Origin of the sequence: Streptomyces sp. AA1529 (assembly GCF_000280905.1) — a bacterium.
In the GTDB taxonomy this organism is placed as follows: domain Bacteria; phylum Actinomycetota; class Actinomycetes; order Streptomycetales; family Streptomycetaceae; genus Streptomyces.
This window is the reverse complement of record NZ_ALAP01000091.1, coordinates 1-24,037: the sequence shown is the minus strand read 5'-3', so window position 1 is coordinate 24,037 and position 24,037 is coordinate 1. Positions and strand designations below refer to the sequence as shown.

At 74.9% G+C, this 24,037-nt stretch carries 20 protein-coding genes; 6 read left to right on the top strand and 14 right to left on the bottom strand.

The window, feature by feature from the left end:
- Together A949_RS34610 and A949_RS0125850 are read right to left on the bottom strand one after the other, a co-directional pair.
- The coding region (locus A949_RS34610) for an FGGY family carbohydrate kinase (RefSeq protein WP_019358948.1) at nucleotides 1–858 on the bottom strand (858 nt) is incomplete at its 3' end.
- The gene (locus A949_RS0125850) at nucleotides 855–2,369 is read right to left on the bottom strand and encodes an MFS transporter (protein ID WP_019358947.1); all 1,515 of its coding nucleotides are present in this window, start codon (nucleotides 2,367–2,369) and stop codon (nucleotides 855–857) included. The genes A949_RS0125850 and A949_RS34610, both read right to left, overlap by 4 nt.
- A gap of 249 nt (nucleotides 2,370–2,618) precedes the next feature.
- Between A949_RS0125850 and A949_RS0125845 the strand changes: the two genes are divergently transcribed.
- Together A949_RS0125845 and A949_RS0125840 are read left to right on the top strand one after the other, a co-directional pair.
- Complete coding sequence (locus A949_RS0125845; protein ID WP_019358946.1) at nucleotides 2,619–3,173, top strand: sugar O-acetyltransferase; 555 nt, start codon at nucleotides 2,619–2,621, stop codon at nucleotides 3,171–3,173.
- 169 nt (nucleotides 3,174–3,342) lie between these two features.
- A complete protein-coding gene (locus A949_RS0125840; protein ID WP_019358945.1) occupies nucleotides 3,343–3,762 on the top strand; it encodes a DUF2267 domain-containing protein in 420 nt (139 codons plus the stop codon).
- Nucleotides 3,763–3,920: 158 nt separating this feature from the next.
- Here the strand turns inward: A949_RS0125840 and A949_RS34605 are convergent, their stop codons facing one another.
- Nucleotides 3,921–5,285 carry an NAD(P)-binding domain-containing protein gene (locus A949_RS34605; protein WP_106428909.1) on the bottom strand — a complete coding sequence of 455 codons (1,365 nt, stop codon included), beginning with the start codon at nucleotides 5,283–5,285 and terminating at the stop codon, nucleotides 3,921–3,923.
- The gene (locus A949_RS0125830; RefSeq protein ID WP_019358943.1) at nucleotides 5,270–6,652 is read right to left on the bottom strand and encodes an ATP-grasp domain-containing protein; all 1,383 of its coding nucleotides are present in this window, start codon (nucleotides 6,650–6,652) and stop codon (nucleotides 5,270–5,272) included. Before A949_RS0125830 ends, A949_RS34605 begins: the two co-directional genes overlap by 16 nt.
- Nucleotides 6,653–6,787: 135 nt before the next feature.
- Here A949_RS0125830 and A949_RS0125825 point away from each other — a divergent pair, with 135 nt between their 5' ends.
- Nucleotides 6,788–8,008, top strand: coding sequence for a glycoside hydrolase family 26 protein (locus tag A949_RS0125825; RefSeq protein ID WP_019358942.1), 1,221 nt, complete (start codon nucleotides 6,788–6,790; stop codon nucleotides 8,006–8,008).
- 43 nt (nucleotides 8,009–8,051) lie between these two features.
- Here A949_RS0125825 and A949_RS0125820 read toward each other — a convergent pair whose 3' ends face one another.
- From A949_RS0125820 to A949_RS0125785, 8 genes are read right to left on the bottom strand one after another with little or no spacing between them, the layout of a single operon-like run.
- Nucleotides 8,052–9,284, bottom strand: coding sequence for a GNAT family N-acetyltransferase (locus tag A949_RS0125820; protein WP_019358941.1), 1,233 nt, complete (start codon nucleotides 9,282–9,284; stop codon nucleotides 8,052–8,054).
- The gene (locus A949_RS0125815) at nucleotides 9,281–10,066 is read right to left on the bottom strand and encodes a hypothetical protein (protein WP_019358940.1); all 786 of its coding nucleotides are present in this window, start codon (nucleotides 10,064–10,066) and stop codon (nucleotides 9,281–9,283) included. The genes A949_RS0125820 and A949_RS0125815 overlap by 4 nt, the downstream gene beginning before the upstream one ends.
- Nucleotides 10,067–10,071: 5 nt before the next feature.
- On the bottom strand, nucleotides 10,072–11,328 hold the full coding sequence (locus A949_RS0125810; protein WP_019358939.1) for a glycosyltransferase: 1,257 nt from the start codon (nucleotides 11,326–11,328) through the stop codon (nucleotides 10,072–10,074).
- A complete protein-coding gene (locus A949_RS0125805) occupies nucleotides 11,325–12,095 on the bottom strand; it encodes a polysaccharide deacetylase family protein (protein ID WP_019358938.1) in 771 nt (256 codons plus the stop codon). Before A949_RS0125805 ends, A949_RS0125810 begins: the two co-directional genes overlap by 4 nt.
- Nucleotides 12,085–13,800, bottom strand: coding sequence for a murein biosynthesis integral membrane protein MurJ (murJ, locus tag A949_RS34600; RefSeq protein ID WP_192817168.1), 1,716 nt, complete (start codon nucleotides 13,798–13,800; stop codon nucleotides 12,085–12,087). The genes A949_RS0125805 and murJ overlap by 11 nt, the downstream gene beginning before the upstream one ends.
- Nucleotides 13,797–15,233, bottom strand: coding sequence for an O-antigen ligase family protein (locus A949_RS0125795; protein ID WP_019358937.1), 1,437 nt, complete (start codon nucleotides 15,231–15,233; stop codon nucleotides 13,797–13,799). The genes murJ and A949_RS0125795 overlap by 4 nt, the downstream gene beginning before the upstream one ends.
- Nucleotides 15,230–16,903: a sugar transferase gene (locus tag A949_RS0125790; RefSeq protein ID WP_019358936.1), complete on the bottom strand. Its 1,674-nt coding sequence runs from the start codon at nucleotides 16,901–16,903 to the stop codon at nucleotides 15,230–15,232. Before A949_RS0125790 ends, A949_RS0125795 begins: the two co-directional genes overlap by 4 nt.
- Nucleotides 16,900–18,144, bottom strand: a complete 1,245-nt coding sequence (locus A949_RS0125785; RefSeq protein WP_019358935.1) for a glycosyltransferase family 4 protein — start codon at nucleotides 18,142–18,144, stop codon at nucleotides 16,900–16,902. Before A949_RS0125785 ends, A949_RS0125790 begins: the two co-directional genes overlap by 4 nt.
- A 251-nt stretch (nucleotides 18,145–18,395) precedes the next feature.
- On the opposite strand from A949_RS0125785, the gene A949_RS0125780 reads away from it, so the two are divergent.
- Nucleotides 18,396–18,905 carry an anthrone oxygenase family protein gene (locus tag A949_RS0125780; RefSeq protein WP_037707725.1) on the top strand — a complete coding sequence of 170 codons (510 nt, stop codon included), beginning with the start codon at nucleotides 18,396–18,398 and terminating at the stop codon, nucleotides 18,903–18,905.
- 89 nt (nucleotides 18,906–18,994) lie between these two features.
- On the opposite strand, the gene A949_RS0125775 is transcribed toward A949_RS0125780, so the two are convergent.
- Nucleotides 18,995–20,635 (bottom strand): hypothetical protein, encoded by a 1,641-nt coding sequence (locus tag A949_RS0125775; protein ID WP_019358933.1) that lies wholly within the window; start codon nucleotides 20,633–20,635, stop codon nucleotides 18,995–18,997.
- Between the two features lie 488 nt (nucleotides 20,636–21,123).
- Complete coding sequence (locus A949_RS0125770) at nucleotides 21,124–22,002, bottom strand: helix-turn-helix domain-containing protein (RefSeq protein ID WP_019358932.1); 879 nt, start codon at nucleotides 22,000–22,002, stop codon at nucleotides 21,124–21,126.
- Nucleotides 22,003–22,179: 177 nt separating this feature from the next.
- On the opposite strand from A949_RS0125770, the gene A949_RS0125765 reads away from it, so the two are divergent.
- Nucleotides 22,180–23,118, top strand: coding sequence for an alpha/beta hydrolase (locus A949_RS0125765; protein ID WP_019358931.1), 939 nt, complete (start codon nucleotides 22,180–22,182; stop codon nucleotides 23,116–23,118).
- Nucleotides 23,119–23,166: 48 nt separating this feature from the next.
- Nucleotides 23,167–24,037, top strand: an 871-nt coding sequence (locus tag A949_RS0125760) for an alpha/beta hydrolase (protein ID WP_019358930.1), incomplete at its 3' end; no start/stop codon positions are given.

Below are 24,037 nucleotides of genomic sequence, written 5' to 3'. Positions count from 1 at the left end.
GGTGCCGGTCGTCACGTCGACGAAGGCTCCGGTGCCCAGCACGCACATGCCCAGCCCGGCCTCCAGCCCGCCCAGCGCCAGCAGCGCGGCGTGCTGGTCGCCCATGGAGGCGGCGAGCGGTACACCGATCCCGAGCGTCCCGGCGTCGGTGCGGCCCAGGTCTGCGTCGTCGGCGCACAGTTCGGGCAGCAGGTCCAGAGGGAAGCCCTGGTGGGCGATCCACTCGGTGTCCCAGGCGTGTTCGCGCAGCAGGTAGCCACCGGTCGACCCGGCGTTGGAGGCGGTGGTGGCGTGGGTGGCACCGCCGGTGAGCTGCCAGATCAGCCACGTGTCGACGGTGCCGAACACCAGCCTCCCGGCCCGGTGCGCGGCGGCGATCTCGGGCCGCTCGGCGAGTTGGCGTGCGGCCCACAGGAAGGGCGCCCGCGAGCCGACCGGCCGTCCGGTGCGGGCCAGCAGCACCGGGTCCCACTCGGACTCGTAGGCGAGCAGGTCCTGGGCGTAGCGGCGGTCCTGCCAGACCACGGCGGGCAGCAGCGGCCGGCCCGTGACCCGGTCCCACAGGATCGCGGTCGCCCGCTGCGTGGTCAGTGCGGCGGCCGTGACGGTGACACCTGCGGTGGCGGCCGCGGCGAGCGCCTCCCGGCACACCTCCAGGGTGGCGACCCAGATCTCCTCCGGGTCCTGTTCGACGCGCAGTGGGTCGGGATGGCTGACCGCGATCGGCCGGTAGCTGACGTGCTCGACCGAGCCGTCGTCGAGGACGAGGCCGGCCCGGGTGCCGGTGGTGCCCTCGTCGACGGCGAGGACGGCGGCGCGGGCCGTGGACGGGGTCCGGGAAGTGGTCGGAGTGCTCACGGCTGCCCCTCTCCCGCCCGGACCGGCGTGCCCGGCGGGAGCGGGACCCCGGCGGGGTCGGCGGTCATGGGGAGTTCGTCCGGGGAGGCCGCGGCCCGGGTCGGGTCCCACTTGACCAGCAGGCACGTCAGCATGCCCAGCAGTGGGACGACGGACAGCATCAGGAAGGTGTCGCCCAGCCCCATCGCCTCTTTGATCTGCGGGAAGAGGTACAGCCCGACGACCGAGCCGAAGCTGCCGATCATCCCGGTCACACCGGTGCCCAGGGCGCGCACGTCGCTGGTGTAGGAGAGCGCGGCGATGGACTTGCCGTTGGCGCCCGGACCTGCCGAGTGACAGAGGATGAAGCACACCGGCAGGCAGAACGCCACCACCAGCGGTGCCTTGCCGAAGGTCAGACCCATCAGCAGCAGCGCGGCGCACACCCCGCCGAAGCCCCAGGCGGAACTCATCCGCAGGCCCAGCCTGCGTCCGAAGAACGCGGAGGCGAGTCCGCCCGCGATACCGACCGCGTTGAAGACCATCGAGCCGACCGTCGCCTTCTCGAAGCTCTCCCCGAAGATCGTCAGGCTGATCACCGGCAGGTACCAGCCCACCGCGAAGTACTGCAGGGCCTGCGCCAGGGAGATCACCGACGACAGCACGGTGCGCTGCAGATACGCACCGCGGAAGAGCACCCCGGCGTCCCGGAAACCCACGGTGCGCTGCCCGGAGTCCGCACCGGCGCCCGGTGCCGCGGTGGTGCCGGGGCCGGGCGCCGCGACGGTGGCGGTGAGCCCGTATATGCGGCGCAGGTTGCGCACGGCCTCCTCCAGCCGTCCTTTGCTGGCCAGCCACGCCGGGCTCTCCACCAGGAAGGCCCACTGGAGGAGGAGCAGCACGGCGGCGATCACTCCGGCCGACCCCAGCGACCAGCGCCAGATGTCCTGGCCGACGTCCAGGTGGTAGAAGCCGAGCGCCAGCGCGAGATTGCTGGTGGTGGCCACGTACCAGACGGCCTGCCACAGGTTCAGCCGCCCGCTGCTGGCCTTGGGGGTGTACTCGGCGAGCAGCGCCATCGCGACGGCGAAGTCCACTCCGTAGGCGACACCGACCAGGACGCGGCCCAGCCACACGGTCGTGAAGTCGCCGGAGAACGCGGCGAGCAGGGCGCCGGCGACGGCGAAGACCTTCGCGGCGAGCAGCGGGGGCACTCGGCCGATCCGGGTGGCGACCCAGCCGCCGACGGGGTTGAAGAGGATCGCCAGGAAGGGCGCTGTCGCCGTCAGCACGGAGATCTGGGTGCTGCTGAGGTGCATCTGGTCGGTCATCGGACCGAGTCCCGCGCTCAGCGCGGCGTTGGCGTACGCGTCGAGGAACAGCCCGCCGAAGGCGAGGTACCAGGAGAGCCGCGCGCGGCCGCTGACCACTTTCAGCCCGTCGATGAGCGCGACGATGTCGGCGACGCCTCTGACGCCGGGTGCGCCGCGGCTTCCGGCGCTGCCGGTGACACTCGGTGGTTGTGCCATCATTCCGCCTTTTCAGGAGGACCTGTCCGATGGCACAACGCGGGAAATGCAGACACAGCGGAGCCACCGACAGGTGGTCTGTGTCTGTGCCTGCCTCAGAACTACGGTCGGACCGTAGAGAGTCCGTCAAGGACTGGTCGTACGGAAGGAAGTTAAGAACGCAAGACCAGTTTCCGTCAAGAGTTACGGAAGGATTTCCCCGGCGGTCGCTGCCGGGACGGCGCGTCGCGGGCGCTCTGCGAGAGTGTGCCCATGGGTGAGAACAAGCAGCGGATGCTGGCGGGGGACTGGTATCTCCCGGACGACGAGGAACTGCTGGCCGACACGGTGCGGCGGGCCGAGCTGTGCGAGGCCTACAACGCGTCCGGCACCGCCCCGCCCCAGGAGCGGCGCCGGATACTGGAGCAACTGGTCGGGGAGCTGGGCGAGGGCGTCCGTATCCGCCCGCCCTTCCACTGCGACTTCGGGAGCCGGCTGTCGATCGGTGCCGGCACGTTCGTGAACTTCGGTGCCGTCTTCCTGGACGTGGCGCCCATCACCGTCGGCCGCGACGTGCAGATCGGCCCCTATGTGCAGCTGCTGACCCCGACGCACGAGATGGACGCCGAACGGCGCCGCGCGGGCTGGGAGAAGGGGCTGCCCATCACGATCGGTGACAACGTGTGGCTCGGTGGCGGTGTGATCGTCTGCCCCGGTGTCACGATCGGCGCGGACACCGTCGTCGGAGCCGGTGCGGTCGTCACCGCGGACCTTCCGGGCGGTGTGCTGGCCGTGGGCAACCCGGCGCGGGTCGTACGAGAGCTCTAGCCGGGCCCGGAGGCCGGACCGTCCGGGGCGGACGGCCTCCCGGAGCACCCCGTTGCGCTCTGTCGCCGTCCGGGCGCGGGAGGTGTTCGCGCGGACGTGCGACCGGCACGTGGGGCGCGCATGCTGGAAGGGGCCCGGTGGAGTCACCGTTCGAGTGAGGAGAAGCCCCATGCAGCACGACGAGTTCATCGGTCAGGTACAGGCGCGGGCCCACCTCGACAGCCGGGGTGCGGCCGAGGCGTGCACCCGCGCCACCCTGGAGACGCTGGCCGAGCGCATTCCGGCCCCGCTGGCCGACCATCTGGCCGCGCAGCTTCCGACGGAGCTGGGAGAGCATCTGCGCCGCATCGAGTATGCGCCGGACATCCCGCAGACCGGGGTGCGGATGAGCCGGCAGGAGTTCTTCGACCGCGTCGCGCGGCGGGCCGGGGCGCAGCCGCCGAAGGCCGTGCACGAGGCCCGGACGGTGGTCGAGTTGCTGGGGGAGGCGACCCAGGGCGCGCTGACCGAGCGCATCCGGCAGTCGATGGACGACGAGCTCGCCTCCGTCCTCTTCGCCGGCAGCACCGGTTCGGCCCACGCCCACTGAGGGCCCACGCCCACTGAGGGCCCACGCCCACTGACGGCAGGCGCCGCAGGCGGCCGGCGCGCCCCCCACCGCCCGGCCCGCCCCTCCCGCTCGGTCCGGTGTGCCCCGTCGGCGTCCGGCCCGGGTCCCCGGTCCGGACGCCGACGTCGGCACCGTCGTCACCGCGACGCCTTCACCTCCCGGCCCGGCGTCTGCGCCTCCCCGGCGGCCGGTTCCCGGGTGGCCGAGCGGGGCACCGCCACCCGCGGGGAGTGCCCGGTGCCGCCGGTGGCGCGGGTCGCCTCCGCCGCCCGGCGCGCGGCCACATGCCGGCACACGCCCGCGACCAGCCGCGGAGCCGTGAAGCCGGCGCCGTGCACGAAGCGCATCGCGGGACCGAACGAGGGCGCGGTCAGCAGTCCCGCGAAGAACAGGCCCGGGTGCGAGGACTCGAAGTCGTGGCCCAGCCAGGGGCCGTCGCTCTCCCCGACCCGGCGCAGGGTCTCGCGCAGGGTGGAATCCAGCAGCCCGAGCCGGAACAGCTCCGGGGCGAATCCGGTGGCGGCCACCACGTGATCGGTCTCCAGCGTCCGTGCCGTGCCGTCCGCCGCTCTCAGCCACAGCCGCACCCGGGAGCCGGGGCCGTTCCCCACCCGCCGGATCCCGCCCGCCGTGCGGTCGGCCGCCGTGATGGTGTGCCCCAGCAGAGTCGGTACGACGGGCTCGAACCGTTCCCGCAGCCACCAGGCACCCGCCGGGCCCAGGGCGTTCCGGGCGATGTGCAGCCGCAGCGCGGTCGGCAGCCGCCGCACCGCGCCCGGGTGCCGGGACCACACCCAGGTCGGCCAGCCGGTGCCCAGCGCGCTGTGCGGGTCGAGCAGGCCGCCGAGGCGCCCGCGGTCGAGCGGCTTGGGCGGGGTGTTCCAGTTCAGGCGGGGAGCCCGGGCCACCACCCGCGGTTCGGCGCCCGCCTCGGCGAGCAGCGCCGCGGTCTCCAGCGCCGCCTGCCCGGCGCCGACCACCGTCACGTCCTGGCCCCGGAACCGGCTCAGGTCGCGGTGGTGGGTGCTGTGGGAGGCCAGGTCGCCGGGCAGCCCGCGCAGCGCCGCCGGCCGGTGCGCGAACGGCAGCACTCCGACGGCGAGGGCCACCGCCCGGGTGGTGAGCTGCTCGCCCTCCGCGGTACGGATCCGGAAGCCGGACTGGTGCGGAGCGACCCGGGTGACGGTCAGGTCCTCGGCCGGGGGAGCGGCCCGGCTGCCGAACCAGGTGCCGTACTCGGTGAAGGTGTCCAGCGGCAGCGGGCGGCCGTGGCCCACCTCGATGCCCCGGTCCGCGCAGTAGGCGGTGAGCGTGTGGGCGCTCTCCGGGTCGGAGAGCGCGGAGGCGCCGGGCTCGGACTTGAGGAACATGCCGCGCGGCATGTGGTCCCGCCAGGACGCCATCGGCCTGCCGAGGACCCGCAGGCGCAGTCCCGCCGCCGCCGCGTGCGAGGCGACGGACAGTCCGTAGGGGCCGGCGCCCACCACTACGAGGTCGTACATGGATTCCTTCTCTCTGTGTGCGGTGTCGGCTCTGTGTGCTGCGAGCCCTGCGGTCCGGGCGCGGGGTGCGCCGGGCCCGCGGTGGCGGGGAGCGCCGCGCTCGCGGCGGGCCCCCGGGTGGTTCCGGCGCTGCCGGTGCGCAGCCGCTCGCGCAGGGCGGCCGGGCGCGCTCCCCTGGCCAGGCAGCGGCCCAGCCAGCCCGCGGCCATCGCGGCGAAGGGCAGCGGGTCGTCGGCGGCGAACCAGGCGCGCTCGACCGAGCCGCGCCATGCGGCCGCCGGCGTGTGCCCGCCTGCTCGCGGGCCCAGCAGCGCGGACAGCAGCGCGTAGTTCTCCACGACGAAGACCCGGCCCGGCCCCCCGCGCGGTTCGGGCACGGCTCGCCCGGTCAGATGCAGGTGCTGGGCCCTGACCACGTCCAGTCCGGAGCGGTCGGTGAAGAGCCGGAACTGCGCGCCGGGGCGCGGATTGAAGTCCACCAGGTGGTGGACGCCGGTGACCGGGTCGAGCCGGAAGTCGAGGTCGAGGATGCCGCGGTAGTCCAGGGCCGCCGCGAGGCGGGCCGCGGCCTCCTGCACGGCGGGGCACGGCAGCCAGGTCCCCACCGCGGTCAGCCCGGTGCGCGGCGGCCAGGAGCGCTCCTTGCGTCCGGCGCCGCCGACCAGGAACCGCCCGCCCTCGGCCGCGTACCCGTGGAAGAACCAGTCGGCTCCCGGCGCGTCCGGCAGTCTGCGCTGCAGCAGCAGGGCGCTGCCCGCTTCCGCGGTCCGCTCGTACAGCCGCGCCGCCTCCTGCGGGCTACGGACCAGCGCGGTGCTGCGCAGGCCCGGCGGCAGCAGCCAGGGGCGGCTCCATTTGGCCACCGCCGGCAGCCCGAGCTCCGTGGCGGCGTGTGCTGCCTCGCGCGCGCTGCCGGGCAGCACCGTCGCGGGGTGCGCGACCTCGGCGCGGGCGCAGACGGCGGACAGTTCTGCCTTGTCCGCCAGCCGGGCCGGCAGCAGCGGTGCCACCGGAGGCAGCAGGTACCGTCCGGCGAGCCGGGGCGCGAGCCGGGCGGCACCGATCGCCCCCCGGTCGTCCAGCGGAACGAGCACGGCGGGCCTGCCGATCGCCTCGGACGCCGCCAGCAGCGCGCCTTCCAGCTCGGCGTCGGTCGGCGCGCCGCCCGGCCCTGCCGCGGGCGCGGCTGTGTGCACCCGGTGCAGGAAGCGGGTGCGGCCCACCGCGCCGATCCGCGAGCCGACGAGCGCGTGCACCTCCACCCCGGCACGCCCCAGCGACCGGGCGGCTCCCAGGGTGCCGTGGTGGTACGGGTTCGGATCGAGTCGCAGCAGCAGCGCGGGGACGTCCGTGGCGAACGACGGCATGGGGCATGTCCTTCAGGCGTGGGGTGGGCGGGCGGGGCGAGAATCCTGCTGACGGATCATCAGGATTCCGGACCGGCGGATGACCGGACCGCGGGCCGAGGCCGCACAGCGGCCCGGAGGCGACCAGGAGGAGCCATGCGGAGCCACAGACGTCAGCGGATCAGGGCGGTGCTGTGCGGAGGGGTTCTCGCCGCGGGACTGCTCGCCTCCTGCACCGTGCTGCCGAACGGCGGACCGGGAACCGAGCCGGGCGAGCGGCCGCTGCGCAGCCCGCAGCCCTCCGCGTCCCCCGCCCCGAGCCGGCCCGCCTCCCCCGCTCCCTCCCCGTCGGCCTCCCCCTCCGCGCCGGTCGCCGCCGCCGACCCGGCGGTGGGCGCGTTCCTGGGCTCCGGACCCGAGGGGGTGCGCCGCATCCGCGGCATGGAGCGCTGGCTGGGCGGCACCCGGCTGCGCGCCGGGCACACCTACCTGCCCGGCCGGCTGTGGTCCGACATCGAGGGCCCGCCCCGGTTCCTGGAGCCGTGGGCCCGCTGGCGGCACGCCGACCCGAAGCGGCTGCTGGTGCTCAACGTGCCGATGGCCGCCCGCAACGAGGCCGGGCTCTCCGACGCGCGGGTGCGCGCCCTGCTGCGCGAAGGCGCGGCCGGACGCTTCGACGGCCACTACCGGAAGCTCGCCGAGCGACTGGTGCGCCAGCGCCTCGGGGACACCGTCCTGGTGCTGGGCTGGGAGATGAACGGCACCACCTACACGCACCGCTGCGGCCCCGACCCCGAGGCGTGGAAGGCGTACTGGCGCCACATCGTGACCGCCATGCGCGCGGTGGACGGCCAGCGGTTCCGCTTCGACTTCGCGCCCAGCCGGGGCCGGGACGCGATTCCCTGGCCCCGCTGCTACCCGGGCGACGACGTGGTGGACGTGCTCGGCATGGACGCCTACGACCAGCCGCGCGGCATGCGCTTCGAGGAGCAGGTGCGCGAACCCTACGGACTCCAGGCGCACGTCGACTTCGCGGCGCGGCACCGCAAGCCCGTCTCGTACCCCGAGTGGGGGCTGTTCCGCAACGGCGACAACACCGAGTACACCCGCCGCATGCTGGAGTGGATGGACCGGTACAAGCCGCTCTACCAGACCATCAGCGACTACTGCCCGCACGGTGTGTGGCGCTGTTCGCGCAATCCCGCCTCCGCCGCCGTCTACCGGGCTGCGCTGGGCACCGGAACGCAGCCGCCCCGGCAGTCCGGGCAGTCGCGCCCCGCGCCGCCCGCCGCCACTCCCCGTCCCTGGTGGAGCCGGTGCTGGGGACTGGGCGACTACTGCGTGCGGCTCGACTGGCTGCGCGCCCTGGGCGGATAGCCGCCGCCCGGACCCGGCCCGCCGCGGTGCCGCGCTCACGCCGTCACTGCCGGGTCCGCAGGCCGCGGAAGGCACGGCCGGGCAGGGCGCGGACCACGGCGCCCAGCGGCCGCCTGCGCAGCAACCCGGCCGCCAGCTCGCGGGCCGCCGCCTGGCCGGCCAGCAGCCCCAGCGCGGGAGCCAGCTCCCGACGGGCCAGCAGATAGCGGCGGTTGACGGCGGTCACCGGGCGCCAGCGCAACTTGTAGGGCTCGGTGCCGCGCAGCATGCTCAGCGTGCCCCGGCCGCTGGCGGCCGCGTAGTGGGCGTCGTGCTGCAGCAGCATCGTCGCGATGTCCACCCGCTGCTCCCGCAGCGCCGGATCGGCACCGTACAGGTAGCCGCACACCAGATCGCGTGAGGTGAAGGCGACATCGCAGGCGGCCACCCGGCCGCCGATCCGGTACTCGGTCACCGCCGCGTCCCCGCAGGCCACCAACGCGGTCGTGGCACGCACCAGATGCGCGCCGAACCGGGAGCGCAGATGCTCGGGCGTGACGCCCCTGCCGCGCCACTGCCGCTCGTGCAGCCGCAGCATCGTGCGCACCGCGTCGGCCACCCGCTCCCCGGTCACGTCATGCGCCTCGACACCGAGTTCGGCGATCCGGCGGACCTTGCGCCGGGTGCGCTTGGCGCTCGCGGGTGCCAGCCGCCGCAGCATCTCCTCCATCGGAATGCCGGGCAGCTCCAGACAGGAGGAGTCGGCCAGGCACCGGCTGACCCCCGGCCAGGCCGCGTACAGCCGCTCCGCGGCCCCGCCCGGCCGCACCTCGCGCAGATCCAGCACGGCGCTGCGGGAAGCGGAGTGCAGGGCCCGGGCCAGCGCCCCGGCGGCCCGCGGGCAACTGTCGTCCAGCAGCACGTCCTGGTAGTCGGAGATGCTGCCGCCGAGCGTGACCAGCGCCGGCAGCGGACGGTGCACGAGCATCAGCGGGGCGGCGGCGACCAGGCGGCCGTTCTCCCGCACCAGGACCACCCGCAGCCGGCCGCGGCGCCCGTAGGACCGCCACCACGACCACAGCCAGGCGTGGCTCTGGAACGGCGTCGCCGACCGGTTCCGGGCGCGCAGCGCCTCCCACTCCTCGGCCAGCGCGGCGAACCGCTCCTCCGCGCGGCACAGCGTCGCCGTCAGCCGTACCGGCGGCTGCCCGGAGGCGTCGCCCCGCGCGCTGCGCCACGGAGAGAGGACAGGTCCGGCCAGCCTGCGGCGGGTGGGCGGCGGCAGCGGTGAGATCATCGGGCCCCCTCCGGCTCCGCGGCCGGGCGCCCGGCGGTGCCCTGCCGGGCGCCGGACGCCGTGCCGTCCCCGCCGGGCGCGGGCGCCGGCACGGCCGCGCCGTCCGCCGCCCGGCGCCGCTGCGGACGGGCCAGCAGCACCAGCGCGCCGAGCAGCCCGCCCGCACTCGTGCCCACCGCCACCGCGATCGGCATCGAGGGGGAGACCGGTCCGGCCGACGGCGCGGCGTGCGCGACGACCGTCAGGCGCACCCCCGTCCGCTTGGCCGACTTCTTCGCCGCGCCGGTCAGCGAACGGGCCACCGCGTCCGCGTAGTCGGCGGCCCGGCCCGGCCGCGGCGCGCTGCCGGTGATGCGCACCATCGGTGCGTCGGGCGAGGCGGCCGCCCGCACCCGGGAGCGGAGCGCCCCGCGCGGCAGCCCCGCGTCGGCCTCCGCGGCGCCGAGGACGAAGGCGTCCGTGGCCACTTTCCCGTACGCCTGCGCGTAGCCCAGCGCCGAAGCCGCCTCGGCGTGCGGGCCGGGGGAGACCAGCACATAACTGGTGGCCTCGTACCGCGGTTCCGCGAGCGTCGCGTACCCGCCCCCGCCGAGCGCGCCCAGCGCCACGCACACCGGCAGCGGCCACCATCCCGGTACCCGCGAGGAGCGCCTGCGGCGGTTCCGGCGTGCGGCGGGCCGTGCGGCACCGTGGCCGCGCCCCGCGTCCGGGACGGCACTGCCTTCGGTTTCCTCGGTGCTCTCGGCGGACGACTCCGCCGTTGCCGGAGCGGCCTTGGACATGGGACTCACCTCGTTGTCGGGGAGCGGTCGGGGGAGAGGGACGGCAGCACCGGGGAGGCCGTCCCCGGTGCGGGGACGCGTGCGGTCCCGCCGTCCGGGGGCGTGCCCAGCGCGGCGCGGTAGACCAGCGCCAGACGCTCGGCGCAGCGCGCGATGTCGTAGCGGTGCACCACCGGCGGCACCGGCAGCCGGGCCGGACCCGCCGCCCGCGGGGTGCCCGCCGCGTGCCGCGCGAGCGCCCCGCGCAGCGCGTCGGCCGGGCTGCCGGGAGAGGAGGCGAACCGGTGTGCTCCCGGCGCCTGCCCGGGCGGCAGGTCCTCGATCGCCGGGCAGGCCGCGTAGAGCACGGGCAGTCCGGCGGCGAGCGCTTCCACGACCGCCAGCCCGAAGGACTCCTCGGGGGACGGCGAGGCGAACACATCCGCGGCCGCCAGCACCCCCGGCACGTCCGGTGCCGTACCGCGGGGTGTCCGCCCGGCACCGGGCCCGCCCGCGCACTCGCCCAGCAGGCGTACCCGGTCGCCGGCCCCCAGCGCCGCGGCGCGGGCGCGCAGCGCCGGGAGTTCGGGGCCGTCCCCGGCCAGCAGCAGATGCGCACCGGGCAGCGCGGCCACCGCGTCCACCAGCGTGTCGAAGCGCTTGCCAGCCACCAGACGGCCCACTCCGGCCACCACGAAGGCGTCCGGTGCCAGCCCCAGGCCGCTCCGCACGGCGGCGCGGGCGGCGGGATCGAAGCGGAAGCGGGCGGCGTCGATACCGTTGGGCACCGTGCACAGCCGGGAGGCGGGGACACCCCAGCGGCGCAGCCGCTGCTCGACCGTCGCGGAGACGGCGACGGTGGTGGTGCCGAGCCGTTCGGTGGCCAGATAGAGGGCGCGCACACCGGCGGTGAGGGGGCGGCCCTCCAACGCGCGCTCACCCAGCGAGTGCTCGGTCGCCACCACCGTGCGCACTCCGGCCAGCCGGGCGGCGATCCTGCCGTACACGCAGGCCCGGTACAGATGGGTGTGCACCAGGTCGTAGCTCCCGGAGCGCATCAGCCGCACCAGCCGGGGCAGCGCGGCCAGATCGCGGTTCCCCGCCATTCCCAGATGGGCGACGCGGGTGCCGTCGGCGCGGATGCCCTCGGCGACGGAGCCCGGCGAGGTGAGGGTGACCACCTCGCCCCGCACGGAATGGGCCGGCAGCCGGCGCAGCAGCAGCCGCAGTTGCTCCTCGGCGCCGCCGACGTCCAGGCCGGTGATGACGTGCAGCACCCTCATCGGCGCACCCCGTCCCGGCGCGCGGCCTCCGCGGGGGCCGAGGCCGCGGGCAGCGGCCTGCGCCGCAGCGGGTGCAGCACCTTCTTCAGATACAGCCGCACGGAGGTGTCCCGGGCGCCGACATGGGCGCGCGGCAGGGCGTGCACTCCGGTCAGCGGTCCCGGATCGATGCCGCACGCGTAGCGGTAGCCGGCCGCGCGCACCGCTTGCACGGCCCGGTGGTCGAGCGTTCCGTAGGGGTAGCAGAATCCGGCGGGTGCCGCTCCGGTGAGCTCGCCCAGCAGTGCCCGGCTGTGTGCCGTCTCGCGCACCAGGGTCGCGTCGTCGGCGGCGGTCAGGTCGGTGTGGACCAGCCCGTGCGAGCCGATCTCCATCCCGGCCGCGGCCGCCTCCCGGATGCCGTCGGCGTCCAGCAGCGCCTTGCGCGGGCCGAGTTCGTCCCAGGCGTTGTCGCCGCCCAGCCGTCCCGGCAGCACGAACGCGGTGGCCGTGCACCCGTACCGGCGCAGCAGGGGCACGGCGGCGGTCAGGAAATCGGCGTAGCCGTCGTCGAAGGTGAGGCCCACCAGCCCCGCGTCCCGCCCCGCCGCACGGGCCCGCAGCAGCCGGCCCGCACTCACGCCGGTCAGCCCCCGGTCGTGCAGCCAGCGCAACTGCCGCTCCAGCCGGGACGGCGAGACGGTGATGCCGTACGGATCGTCGGGGCAGTCGGAGACCGAGTGGTACATCAGCAGCCAGGGGGCCCGGTTGCGGGTGTCAGCGGGCATGCGGGAACCTCCGTTTGACGGCGGTGGACAGATGCGACAGCTCCGGGGCCCCCACCAGCAGCCCGACGCAGAGGAAGGCGAGCAGCACGGCGCATCCGCCGGCGAGTGCCCCGGCCAGCGGCGCGGCGAAGAGCCCGGCCACCGCCCAGCCCGCACCGGCCGCGGCGGCGGCGGCCACCAGCAGCCGCAGCAGTCCGGCCGCCACGCCGGACACGTCGATGGCCACCACCCGGGCGCCCAGCCCGTGCAGCAGCAGGGCGCCGGTGGTGGTGATGCCCAGCGCGTTCGCCGCCGCGATGCCCAGGACGCCCCAACCGCCCGCCAGCACGGCGCCGGTGCCCACCGTCACGGCCAGTCCGGCCGCCATCGCCGCGGCCGGATACCAGGGCGGACGGCCGCCGGAGAAGAACGGCCGCACCAGGGCGCCGACCATGCTGTGCCCCAGCAGTCCGCAGCAGTAGACGCGCATCACCGCGGCCGTCGCGGCGGTGTCGTGCGCGTCGAAGGCGCCGCGTTCGAAGAGCAGGCCGATGATCTGCGGTGCGCAGGCGACCACGTACGCGGCGCCCAGCAGCACCACCGTCCCGGCCGTCGCCAGGTCGCGCTCCACCCGCCGCCGGGCCGCCACCGCGTCGCCGTCGGCCATGGCGCGGGCCACGACCGGGAAGGTGACCGTGCACACCATCAGCGAGAGCACCATCGGCAGCTGGGCCACCTTCTGCGCGTAGTTGAGGTGCGAGATGGCGCCGGCGGGCAGCGAGGAGGCCATGAAGCGTTCGAAGAAGACCTGCGCCTGGCGGCTCACCGCGAACGTGACGACCGGAGCGAGCACCCCGAGGCCGACGAGCGTCCCGGCGTGCGCGCCGCGCCGCCCGCCGCGCACCGCGCACCGGGCGCTGCCCTGCGCCGGGTGGCGCTGCCGCAGCGGCAGGCGCCGCAGCAGCGGGGGCAGTTGGATGAGCACCATCAGCGCGCCGCCCACCGCGACGCCCAGCGCGGCGGCCCGCACTCCCCAGGCGCGGTGCGCGGCGAACATCACCGCGATGGTGGCGGCGTTGTAGGCGAGGTAGATCGCCGCCGGTGCCGTGAAGTGCCGGTGTGCGCGCAGTGCGGCGCTGAAGTACCCGGCGAGGCCGAAGGTGACCACGGTCAGCGCGGTCAGCCGCAGGCAGTCCACCGCGGTCCCGGTGTCGGGCAGGCCCGGAGCGAGCACCCGCACCACGTACGGCGCGGCCAGCATCAGCAGTCCGGCGGTGCAGGCGAGCAGCAGCGAGAGCCGGGTGAGGGTGGCCGCCACCAGCGTCCGCACCGGGTCGGCCGGTGCCGCGCTCCCCGCCGCGGCCGTCCGTCGGGAGAGGGCCAGGCTGAAGGCGGGCACCAGGACGAGCGCCATGGCGTCCTCGATGAGCAGGGTGGCGGCCAGTTCGGGCACCGTCCAGGCGACGAGGAACGCGTCGGTGTCGGAGTCGGCGCCGAAGAGCTGGGCGATGGCCTGGTCCCGCAGCAGCCCGAACAGCGAGCCCGCGGCCGTGAGCCCCGCGGTGACCGCGGCCGCCCGGGCCAGGAACCGCCCGAGCCGGGGCGACTCCTCGCCCGCGGGCGGCGCCGAGGGCCGTGGGTCCGGCTGCGGGTCCGGTCGCGGTTCCCGCTTCGGTTCCTGCTGCGGACCTTCCTGCTGGGGCATCTCCCGCTGCGGCACGGTCATACGGAGCGGCCCCCGCCGGCCGGCCGGCTCTCCGCGTGCTCCTCGGCCGCGGGCGACAGCGCCCACCAGGTGCCCAGCCCCAGCACCAGAGCGGTCAGTACCGTCGACGGTCCGCCGATGTCGCCGTAGAGGAAGTCCACGCACTGCCACACCAGCAGCGCGGTGGCCGCGGCGCCGCAGTCGCGTACCCCGCAGGCGGCACCCCGGCTCCGCGCCGCACCCAGCCGGCGCAGCGCGCACACCAGCAGCGCCCCCCAGGCGCCGAGCAGCGCCACCGTGCCCACCAGGCCCTGTTCGCTCAGGACCAGCAGATACATGTTGTGCGGCGAGAGCAGCGGCTCCCGCTGGAAGGGAACCCCGGCGCCCGCCGCGTCGCTGCCCGAGGACAGCTCCAGCGCGGCATGCGTGTCCCGGTGCTCGGGGAAGCCCTTGGGGCCCACACCGGTCGCGGGGGCCTGCTGCCAGATGTCCGTCGCCGCGCTCCAGAGGGTGTAGCGGTCCGTCACCGACCGGTCCGGCGAGGCCGAGACCTCGGTGATGCTGCCGACCCGCTGGGCCAACTCCTGGGTGGCCACCCCGAACCCGCCGACCAGCACCACGCCGGCCGCGGTGACGGCGGCGAGGGCGCACACGGTCGTGCGGATGCCGCGCAGCGCGAGGAGCAGCAGACAGGCCGGCACCGTCGCGAGCCATGCCCCTCTGCTGTAGGAGAGGGCCAGCGGCAGCACCAGCACGGCGGCCGACCCCAGCGCGCAGGGGCGCAGCCAGCGCGGCGCACCGGCCGGCGGCACGAGCCCGCACGCCAGCGCGATCACCAGCCCGTAGGCCACGGCCGTGGCCATGCCCATCACGTCCAGCGCGCCGAAGGTGCCCACCGCGCGGACCTCTTCGCCCTGGTAGGAGGCGCCGGTGCCGGTGGCGGCCTGGACGACGCCGATGCCGCCCTCGACCAGTGCCAGCAGCACCACCGCGCCGCACAGCAGCCGGGCGTCCCGCGCGTCGCGCAGCGCCAGCAGCACCGCACCCGGCACCAGGACGAAGAGCTGCAGATACCGCACGAAGCCGGGCAGGCTCGCGGCGGGATCGGCCGAGGCGACCGTGGTGACGGCGAACGCCGCGGTCGGCGCACCCAGCACCAGCGCGGCCCGCGGGGTCAGGGTCCGGCGCGGGAGCCGCCCCCCGGTCCGCTGCCGGGCCCGGCCTCGCAGCAGCCCGATGGCGCACCACACCACCAGCACCCCCGAGCCCAGGTCGGCGGGGGTCACTCCGCTGTGGCCGCCCGGACCCGTGGTGTCCGGCGGTGCGCACAGCAGCCCCACCGTCACCAGCACCGGTACCACCGGCCGGTCCAGGCCGCAGCGCCGTACGGCGCTGCCCAGCGCGGTCCGGCCGTCCCGGACGGCGGGCGGCGCGCCGTCCGCCACCGCGCTCACCGGCCCTCCAGGCGGAAGAGGGAGGTCGCGGTGCGGCAGATGATCCGCACGTCCTGCCACAGCGACCAGGTCTCGATGTAGTGGTTGTCGAAGCGCGCCCGGTCCGCGATGGAGGTGTCGCCGCGCAGCCCGTGCACCTGGGCCAGCCCGGTGATGCCGACCGGGGTGCGGTGCCGCTGCGCGTAGCCGGGGTGCAGGCGGCTGAAGTGCCCCACGAAGTAGGGCCGCTCGGGCCGCGGCCCCACCAGGCTCATGTCGCCCCGCAGCACGTTCCACAGCTGCGGCAGCTCGTCCAGCGACGTGCGGCGCAGCAGCCGGCCGACGGGACTGGTGCGCGTGTCCCCGGCGACCGACCACCGGGTCGCCGCCTCGTGGTCGTCGGCCGGCCGCACGCTGCGGAACTTCAGCAGGGTGAACGGGCGTCCGTCCTGGCCGATGCGCTCCTGCCGGAAGAGCACGCCGGGCCCGTCCAGCACCCGGACCGCCAGCGCGCAGCCGGCCATCACCGGTGCCGCCAGCAGCAGCGCGGGGGCGACCAGCGCGATGTCCAGCAGCCGCTTGCGGAGGCCGGTGCGCGGCCGGGGGCAGTCGAGCGCCAGGCGCCGGCAGGAGAAACCCCACAGGTGCGCCTCGTCGGGCCGCCGGTGACCGGAGGGCGTGTGCCCGCCGTGTGCGCCCAGCGCGCAACCGGGCCGGACCAGCCAGCCGTCGACGCCGCGGGCGCCCAGCATTCCGGCGAGTACGGCGGAGTGCGGATCCTCCCAGGGGGACCGCAGGAAGACCGCGTCCCGTACGCCGTGCCGCGCCACTTCGCGTGCCACCTCCTCCGGCGTGGAGACGACGGGCAGCGGCGGGTGCGCGGCTGCGCCGTCCGCCGGTTCGGTGCGGCCGGTGCCGGGCCCTTCGCTGTCGGGGCCGCCCGTGCCGCAGGGCCCGCCGCCGTCGGAACCGCCCGGGGCCGTGCCGCCGTCCGGTCCCGGCTCCACCAGTGCCGTCGGTCGCAGCCCGTACCGGGGCCGCTCGGCGAGTGCCGCGGTCACCGCCCGGGCGGTCTCGCCCCGCCCGACGACCAGGGCGCTGCGCGGACGGCGCCGGCCGCGGCGGCGGCGCACCCCGTGCACCAGGGCGCGGAGGGCGCACACCAGCGCGGTGTTGGCGGCGACGCCGGCGAGCAGACCGGCCGGCCCGAGCGCCCCGGTGCGGTCGCACGCTGCGAGTACCGTGGCGCCGACGCACCAGGCCAGGGCCGCGCGCTTGCCGACGGCGGGGAGTTCGTCGAGTGCCTGCTGGTCGAGCCCGGGCCGGTAGAGGCCTCTTCGGGCGCACAGCAGCGGCAGGCTCGCGCAGACCGGGGCCAGCAGCACAGGTGCCGCCTGCGGGCCCGTGCAGGCGAGGACGGCGGCGGCGGTCCCCGCCAGGTCCGCGGCGACCAGCGCCGGTGCTGCGGCGCGCCGCCGGGCGGGACCGGCGGGCGGCAGCGCGACCGGTTCGCGGGCCGACGGCAGCGGCAGGGGCGCGGACCGCTCCTCCTGCTGGGCCGGCTCGCCTCCCGCGCCGGCCAGCGGCCGGGGGAGTACGGGGGTGGTGCGCAGGGTGCCCTCGGCGGTCGCCGCGGCCGGGTCCGCCGAGCTCCGCGGTTCCCGGGAGTCGTCGGTCCTGTCGGTGCTCATCTGCTGCCCGCTCCTTCCGCGGTGGGAACCGCGGCCGTCGCCGTCCGGTGCCGCAGCACGTCCCGGTACAGCTCCAGTACGGCCGTGGTGGTCGTCGTGATGTCGAACCGGGTGCGTACGTGCGCGTGCGCGGTGTCGGCCAGCTCCGCACGCAGCCGGGGGGCGAGGGCCAGGCGGGCCACGGCCTGCGCGAGCGCCTCCGGGTCGGCGGGCGGCACCAGGCAGTCGGCCTGCTGTCCGGGGGGCAGCAGTTCGCGGGACCCGGCCACGTCGCTGACCAGCACGGGCCGTCGGCAGGCCATCGCCTCCAGCGGGGTCAGCGCCATGCCCTCCCACAGTGAGGGCAGCACGACCAGGTCGGCCGCGGCGTACCAGTCGGCCACCGCGCCGCTGGCGCCGGCGAACACCACCCCCTCGGGTGCTGCCCGGCGCAGTTCCTCCCGGTCGGGCCCGTCGCCGACGAGCACCAGCCGGGCGTCCGGGACCAGGGCCGCGACCTGCGGCCAGGCGTGCAACAGGGTGCGCTGGCCCTTCTGTTCGCACAGCCGCCCGACGCACACCACCAGCACCGCCGAGGGCGGCAGTTCCGCCACCGCCGCGAGTTCCGGTGCCCGCGGCTCCGGGCGCGGCGCGGGTTCGCGGCCGGCCCGCGAGGCCGCGGCGGCCGTGAAGCGCGCGGTGTCGACGCCGTTGTGCACCACGGCCCACCGGGCCTCGATGCCGACGGCCGCGCCGGTCTCCCGCTCCGCCTCGCTCACGCACAGCACCCGGTCGGCCCACCGGGCGGCGTACCGTTCCCAGGCGCGGGCCAGCCGCGCGGTGCGTCCTGTCGCGGCCTCGAAGGACCAGGCGTGCGGCTGGTAGACGGTGGGCACCCGGCCGCGCACCGCCAGCCGCGCCGCGAGGCCCGCCTTGGCGCTGTGGGCGTGCACGAGGTCGGGACGTACGGTGTGCAACAGCCGTTGTACGCCGTAGACCTCCCTTGCGGTCCGGGCTCCCGGCTCCCGTACGGCGGGCCAGTGCAGGATCCGGGCTCCCGCCGCCGCCGCGGCGTCCGCCAGTTCGCCGCCGGCGGGGCAGCCCACGACGACGTGCAGTCCCGCTTCGACCTGCGCCCGTGCGAGGTCGGCGACGACGCGTGCGACACCGCCCTCGACGGGCTGGGCGAGATGCAGGACGGTCAGCCCCCCGTGCGGCTCGCCGCCGCGATGTGCACTGCGCTGTGTCGGCAATTCCGGCATGGACGACTCCGCCTCCCGAGATGAAGCAGAGTGACCTTGACAAAATCCGACTGTCGAACCTGAGCGGCGCGCCGGATATCTTCCGGTTTTCACCTACTGGTCCCACGCGTGGCGGGTGCGACGTCCGCACATCCCCCTGAGCGCTCCGGCCATGGGGGACCGGCCGCCACCCCGGTTGACTGGTCGCACGGCCCGCTCGAACGGCGCGGGCACCGCGGAGAGCCGCCCGGAGCGGCCGGGAGGGGATGGACATGCGCGTACTGCAAGGAGTTTCACTGCTGGGGGCCGTGCTGCTCACGGGCCTGAGCGCGGGCCTCTACTACGGGTTCGCGGTGGCGGTCTCGCCCGGCCTGCGGCGGGCCGGGGACCGGACCTTCGTGGAAGGCATGCAGCGGATCAACACCGCCATCCTCAACGGCTGGTTCCTGCTGCTGTTCGTCGGTTCGCTGGTGCTGATCGCCGTGGCGGGGGCGCTGCACATGTGGGGCGGCGGCAGCAGGGCCGCGGTCCCCTGGATCGCGGCGGCGGGTGTGCTGTACGTGGCGGTCCTGGTGGTCACCATGGCGTTCAACGTGCCGCTCAACGACGCGCTCGACGCCGGCGGCCTCCCGGACGGCGCGGCACGGCTGGCCGCCCTGCGCGAGCGCTTCGAGAGCGGCTGGCACCGGTGGAACGTCGTCCGCACCGTCTGCAACACCGCTGCCTTCGGGTGCCTGGCCTGGGCGTTGGTGCGCCACGGGAACGGAGGCTCACCGAGATGATGATCCGCTCAGCGAACTGATGATCTTACGTACTCTTCACCCGATATATGAAATGACACCGCCGCCGCTCGTCCGATGTCCCTACCGTCCTACTTTCCTTCGCGGCCGAACCGCAGCGCCCGGGCCAGCACGTCCAGCGCCTCGTCGGCCCAGCCGATGGCGTGCAGGCCCGAGGTGACATTGGCGGGCGGCCGGTTGATGAGAGTGTCGTGGCGCACCAGCCGCGTGAAGTCGACCCGCACCGGGTCCGTGCGCGGCCGCCCGCCGTACGGGGTGCGGAACTCCACGCCCGCCTGCCGCATCACGTCGATCAGCTCCTGGGCCAGGATCCCGTAGGCGACCGTCGTCGGATGCACGCCGTCCAGCGAGAACAGCCCCCCGTCGCTGCGCCGCTCCCCGTCGCTCAGCAGGAACCGCGAGTTGGGCACCGGATCCAGCGCGCGCAGCTCGCGCGGCAGCGGATACGGCGTCCACCAGTCCGGCCGGGCCGCTTCGTCCTCGAAGAAGCGGCGGCAGGCCAGCCGGTCCAGCAGACCGGCCGCGTCCAGCAGGAACCAGTCCCGTCCGGCCCGCCGCGCCGCACGCACGGTCTCCGCCATGGCGTCGTTGTACTGGTCGATCGCCGCATCCACGGCGGCGGCCTGCTCCCCGGTCAGATGCGGGTCGCGCTCGGCGTCGAAGGCGCCGTCGTCGATCCAGGGGCGCGTGTAGTACGGGAAATAGCGCGACCCGGGCTCCAGCTTGCCGTGCACGCCGCGGGCGACCGGGGCGATCGTGACGTGCGGGACGGTGCACCAGATCACGTGCCGGGCCCGGATCCGGCCCACCGCGTGCGCCAGGTGCCGCAGTTCGGCGGCGAAGTGCTCCGGGCGCCAGACGGTGAACCGCTTCTTCTCGTCCAGGTCGTCGTAGCCCTCCCCGCTCCAGGCCACCTTGAGCTCGACGACGGAGGAGAGCGCGTTGTTGGCACCGAGGAAGACGATCAGCGTCTCGATGCCGTGCTCCGGATCCAGCTCCCGCTCCCCGTCCTCCGCGGCGCCCCGCCCGGCGGCGCCGGTCTGCTCGCCCAGCGCCGCCGCCGCACTCACCTGGGTGTGCGCCCCGGCGGCCGGGGGCCGGGTGGGGAGGGTGCGCAGCGCCGCGCGCTCGCCCGGATTGCCGACCACCTGGCGCACCAGGTCGTCGCTCGGGGTGTCGATCATCCGGCGGCACACGTCGGCCGACTTGTCCAGCGCGTCCCGCAGATCCCAGCCGAAGACGGCCAGGTTGTGGTTGATGGCGGTGCCCGCCGCGGGAGCGCACCCTCCGCCGCGCTCCCAGTAGTCCTCCACCTCGTCCATGAAGCGGCGGGCCCGGAAGAGCACCGCGGGCGCGTCCCACCAGTCGACTGCCGGGCCGCAGTGGTCCTCCAGGTCGCGCAGCAGCATCTCGAGGTTGAGCGGGAGCCCGCCGCGGCCCTCGAAGGAGGGGTGGCGGAACTGCTCGGCCCAGCCGAGCTCGTGCGCGATGATCGCCGGGTAGGAGAGATCAGTCCGGAAGACGGCGCAGCTCTGGAAGCCCTGGGTGAGCGAGTCGCCGACGGTCACCAGCCGGTTGCGGGGCTCGCCGCGCCAGGAGGTGGCGACGGGGATGCCCAGTGTCGGGTCGGTGTAGGGAGCCCCGGGCTCCGCGCGCCCGGGCGCGGGCCCGGCGGCGGTGGCGGGGTCGGATACGGGGTCCGGTGCGGTCATGTCACGCCCCTTGCCTGCCTGTCGGTGCCGTCCGATACGGCAGCCGGTCCACTGAGCCGGGTCGACGACTCGCCGAGGAGTACGTGGCCTGCACAGCCGTGGTACCCGCGCAGCCCGCCCGGCAACCGCGCCGGCGGCGACGCAGCGCAGCGGCCCGGTTCCGGAGCGTGCGGACGCGGCCGGGCGCGGCGCCCCGGCCCTGCCGACAGGGCCGGTCGCGGATCGTGCCGCGCCCTCCGGGTCGCCCCGCGTCGCCGTCGCCGGGGCCGGCGACGCCCCCTGCGGAGGGGCGGCCGCCGGCCGGCGGGCGGTCGGCGGTCCACGTCGTACGGCTATCTGAGGCAGTTGCTTGTTCCTGACCGAACAGCACTGGCCGGTGTCGCCTGGCGGGACGTCCAGGGGCTGTTTCGGCGTGACGGCCTGGAGCTGGCTGCGGGGTTGGACCGGGGATCGAGACGACCCGCGTCGGCGGGCAGCTCAGCCGTGATTCACGGGTGCGCCGCCGCGGTCGTCGCTGCCCAGCTGGCCAGCAGTTGCAGACGCTCGGCAGTGGGGGAGGCGGGCTCGGCAATGTACGCGGACAAGGTGATGGAGGGAGAGGAGGCGAGGGTCAGTTCCTCGAAGCCCAGGATGAGCTCTCCGACCTGGTGGTGGAGGGTCTTCCTGCCCGCGCGGTGGACGCCGACATCGTGAGCGGCCCAGCGGGATCTGAACTCGGTGCTTCGCGTGGACAGCTCGCCGACGAGCTGTATCAGCTGCTTGTCGTGCGGTGTCGCGCCCGCCTGGGCTCGGAGGATGCGCACGCACGCGGCTGCCGCATCGTCGAGGTCGTCGTAGAACCTGGCCGCGGCGGGGTCGAGGAAGACGACGGAGGCCAGGTTCGGCGGGGAGGATGACGAGCGCCGGGTCGGGCTGGTGAAGGCGATGTCGAACAGGGCCCGGCCTAGAGCGTTCGACGCGAGGACATCAAGCCTCCTGCTCAGGGCGATGACGGGGGTGGCGCTCATCGCATCGATGAGCAGCTGTACCTGCTGCGGCACGGCCGCCGCGACCTTTGGCTGTCTCCTCGCCCGCGAGGGGCGGCGCGCGGTGCGGGCGAGGTCGTAGAGGTAGGCGCTCTCGTCCTCGGTCAGCTGCAGGGCACGGGCCAGGGCGTCGAGTACCTCGTCGGAGACCCCTGCCAGGTCGCCTTTCTCGATCCGGGTGTAGTAGTCGACCGAGACGCCTGAGAGCATCGCGACTTCCTCCCGGCGCAGGCCGGGGACGCGGCGCGCTCCGCTGCCCTTCGGGATGCCGGCCATGTCGGGGGTGATCTTCGCGCGGCGGGTGGCCAGGAAGTCCCGTACGCGCTCGTCCTTCGGTGCCATGACCTCACGCTATGGGCGATCGAGGCCAGGGGCCAGGTTCCGCCAGACCCCCCTCCGAGGGGGGTTCTATCGCAACCTTCCGCCCTCGATCGAGGGAAACCACAGTTGATGTCGTGAGAACCGACGGGCGTCGGCCCGGCTCCCGGTCGACGATGAGTGGGACAGCCAGGAGGAATCATGACTGAACGGACCGAGCGCGTGAGCTTCCGTTCCCCGGGGATGGCCTGGGAACTGGCGGGAGTCCTCCACCTCCCCGCGGATTTCGACGAGAACGGCTCCTATCCGGCGATCGTGAGCGTTCACCCGATCGGCAGCTGCAAGGAACAGACGGCCGGCAATGTGTACGCGAAGGCGCTGGCGGAGGCCGGCTACGTGGTCCTGGTCTTCGACGCCAGTTACCAGGGTGAGAGCGGCGGGCAGCCGCGTCTGGTCGAGGATCCCGCGCAGCGTGTGGAGGACGTCCGCGTCGCGGTCGATCACCTCGTGACGCTCCCGTACGTCGATGCGGACCGCATCGGCGGGATCGGGGTCTGCGGGGGTGGCGGCTACGTCATCAACGCGACCATGACCGACCGCCGGATCAAGGCCGTCACCAGCATCACCGGCGTGAACTTCGGGCGCCTCAGCCGCGAGTCGTTCGGCGGCTACGACCCGATCGGCGCTCTGGAGCAGATGGCGGCGCAGCGCACCGCCGAGGCGCGCGGCGCGGATCCGCGGGTCGACGACCTCCTGCCTGCCTCGGTCGAGGCCGGACGGGAGGCGGGGCTGAACGACATCGACGTGCTGGAGGCCACGGACTACTACAAGACCGGCCGGGGACAGAGCGCGGGCGGTGCCACGAGCGCAGTGCTGTCGCGTCGCGCGGCGGCGATCGGCTGGGACGCGTTCTTCGACGCGGAACAGCTGCTCACCCGGCCGCTGCTGGTCGTGATCGGCGACAAGCCCGGCGGGTTCGGCGCCTACCGCGACGGCCAGGAGATCTACGGCCGCGCCACCTCGAAGGACAAGCGGCTCCTCGTCGTGGAGGACACCTCGCACTACGACCTCTACGACCGGCCGGACCCGACGCGCCAGGCCATCGAGGCCGCGACGGAGTTCTTCGGCACCCACCTGTGAGCCAGGCCCCCCAGAGACACCCATTCGGACATCAACCCGAGGAAAGTCATGAGCAAGAACATCAGCATCGAGACCCTCAACGGCTACGGCACCACCCTCGCCGCGGTGATCAACCTCCCGGAAGGCTTCGACGCGTCGAGGACCTACCCGGCGATCGTCGTCTCCCACCCGGGCGGCGGCGTGAAGGAGCAGGCCGCCGGCCTGTACGCGGGCAAGCTCGCCGAGCACGGCTTCGTGACCGTCGCCTATGACGCCTCGTTCCAGGGCGCGAGCACCGGGGAGCCGCGGCAGCTGGAGAACCCGCACATCCGCACCGAGGACGTCAGCGCCGTGGTCGACTACCTGACCACGCTCGGCTACGTGGACAGCAGCCGCATCGGCGCGATGGGCATCTGTGCCGGGGCCGGCTACACCGCGAACGCCGCGATCAACGATCCCCGTATCAAGGCCGTGGGCACCGTGAGCCTCGTCAACGTCGGCCAGATGTTCCGCAACGGCTGGACGAACGACGTCGCCGACGCCGACGCCGCTCCCCTGATCGCGATGGGCGCGGAGGCCCGCACCACTGATGTGCAGGGCAAGGACAACCCCTTCCCGCTCGCACCGATGCGCGAGGAAGACGCGCCGAACGAGGAGCTGCGCCAGGCGTGGGAGTACTACCACACGCCGCGTTGCGAGCACCCCAACGCGCCGGGCTTCATGACCGCGCGCAGCCTTAGCCAGATCATCACCTACGACGCCTTCCACAAGGCCGAGGCGTTCCTCACGCAGCCGCTGCTCGTGATCGCGGGCAGCGAGGCCGGATCGAAGTGGATGAGCGATGACCTGTTCGCGCGCGCCGCGAGCAAGGACAAGTCGTTCCACGTCGTCGAGGGATCGAACCACATGGAGCTCTACGACGGTGAGAAGGAGGTCGGCG

Coding starts and splice junctions, on each gene's coding strand:
- A949_RS0125850 (WP_019358947.1), bottom strand. CDS start 2,369: ATGATGGCACAACCACCGAGTGTCACCGGCAGCGCCGGAAGCCGCGGC.
- A949_RS0125845 (WP_019358946.1), top strand. CDS start 2,619: ATGGGTGAGAACAAGCAGCGGATGCTGGCGGGGGACTGGTATCTCCCG.
- A949_RS0125840 (WP_019358945.1), top strand. CDS start 3,343: ATGCAGCACGACGAGTTCATCGGTCAGGTACAGGCGCGGGCCCACCTC.
- A949_RS34605 (WP_106428909.1), bottom strand. CDS start 5,285: ATGTACGACCTCGTAGTGGTGGGCGCCGGCCCCTACGGACTGTCCGTC.
- A949_RS0125830 (WP_019358943.1), bottom strand. CDS start 6,652: ATGCCGTCGTTCGCCACGGACGTCCCCGCGCTGCTGCTGCGACTCGAT.
- A949_RS0125825 (WP_019358942.1), top strand. CDS start 6,788: ATGCGGAGCCACAGACGTCAGCGGATCAGGGCGGTGCTGTGCGGAGGG.
- A949_RS0125820 (WP_019358941.1), bottom strand. CDS start 9,284: ATGATCTCACCGCTGCCGCCGCCCACCCGCCGCAGGCTGGCCGGACCT.
- A949_RS0125815 (WP_019358940.1), bottom strand. CDS start 10,066: ATGTCCAAGGCCGCTCCGGCAACGGCGGAGTCGTCCGCCGAGAGCACC.
- A949_RS0125810 (WP_019358939.1), bottom strand. CDS start 11,328: ATGAGGGTGCTGCACGTCATCACCGGCCTGGACGTCGGCGGCGCCGAG.
- A949_RS0125805 (WP_019358938.1), bottom strand. CDS start 12,095: ATGCCCGCTGACACCCGCAACCGGGCCCCCTGGCTGCTGATGTACCAC.
- murJ (WP_192817168.1), bottom strand. CDS start 13,800: ATGACCGTGCCGCAGCGGGAGATGCCCCAGCAGGAAGGTCCGCAGCAG.
- A949_RS0125790 (WP_019358936.1), bottom strand. CDS start 16,903: ATGAGCACCGACAGGACCGACGACTCCCGGGAACCGCGGAGCTCGGCG.
- A949_RS0125785 (WP_019358935.1), bottom strand. CDS start 18,144: ATGCCGGAATTGCCGACACAGCGCAGTGCACATCGCGGCGGCGAGCCG.
- A949_RS0125780 (WP_037707725.1), top strand. CDS start 18,396: ATGCGCGTACTGCAAGGAGTTTCACTGCTGGGGGCCGTGCTGCTCACG.
- A949_RS0125775 (WP_019358933.1), bottom strand. CDS start 20,635: ATGACCGCACCGGACCCCGTATCCGACCCCGCCACCGCCGCCGGGCCC.
- A949_RS0125770 (WP_019358932.1), bottom strand. CDS start 22,002: ATGGCACCGAAGGACGAGCGCGTACGGGACTTCCTGGCCACCCGCCGC.
- A949_RS0125765 (WP_019358931.1), top strand. CDS start 22,180: ATGACTGAACGGACCGAGCGCGTGAGCTTCCGTTCCCCGGGGATGGCC.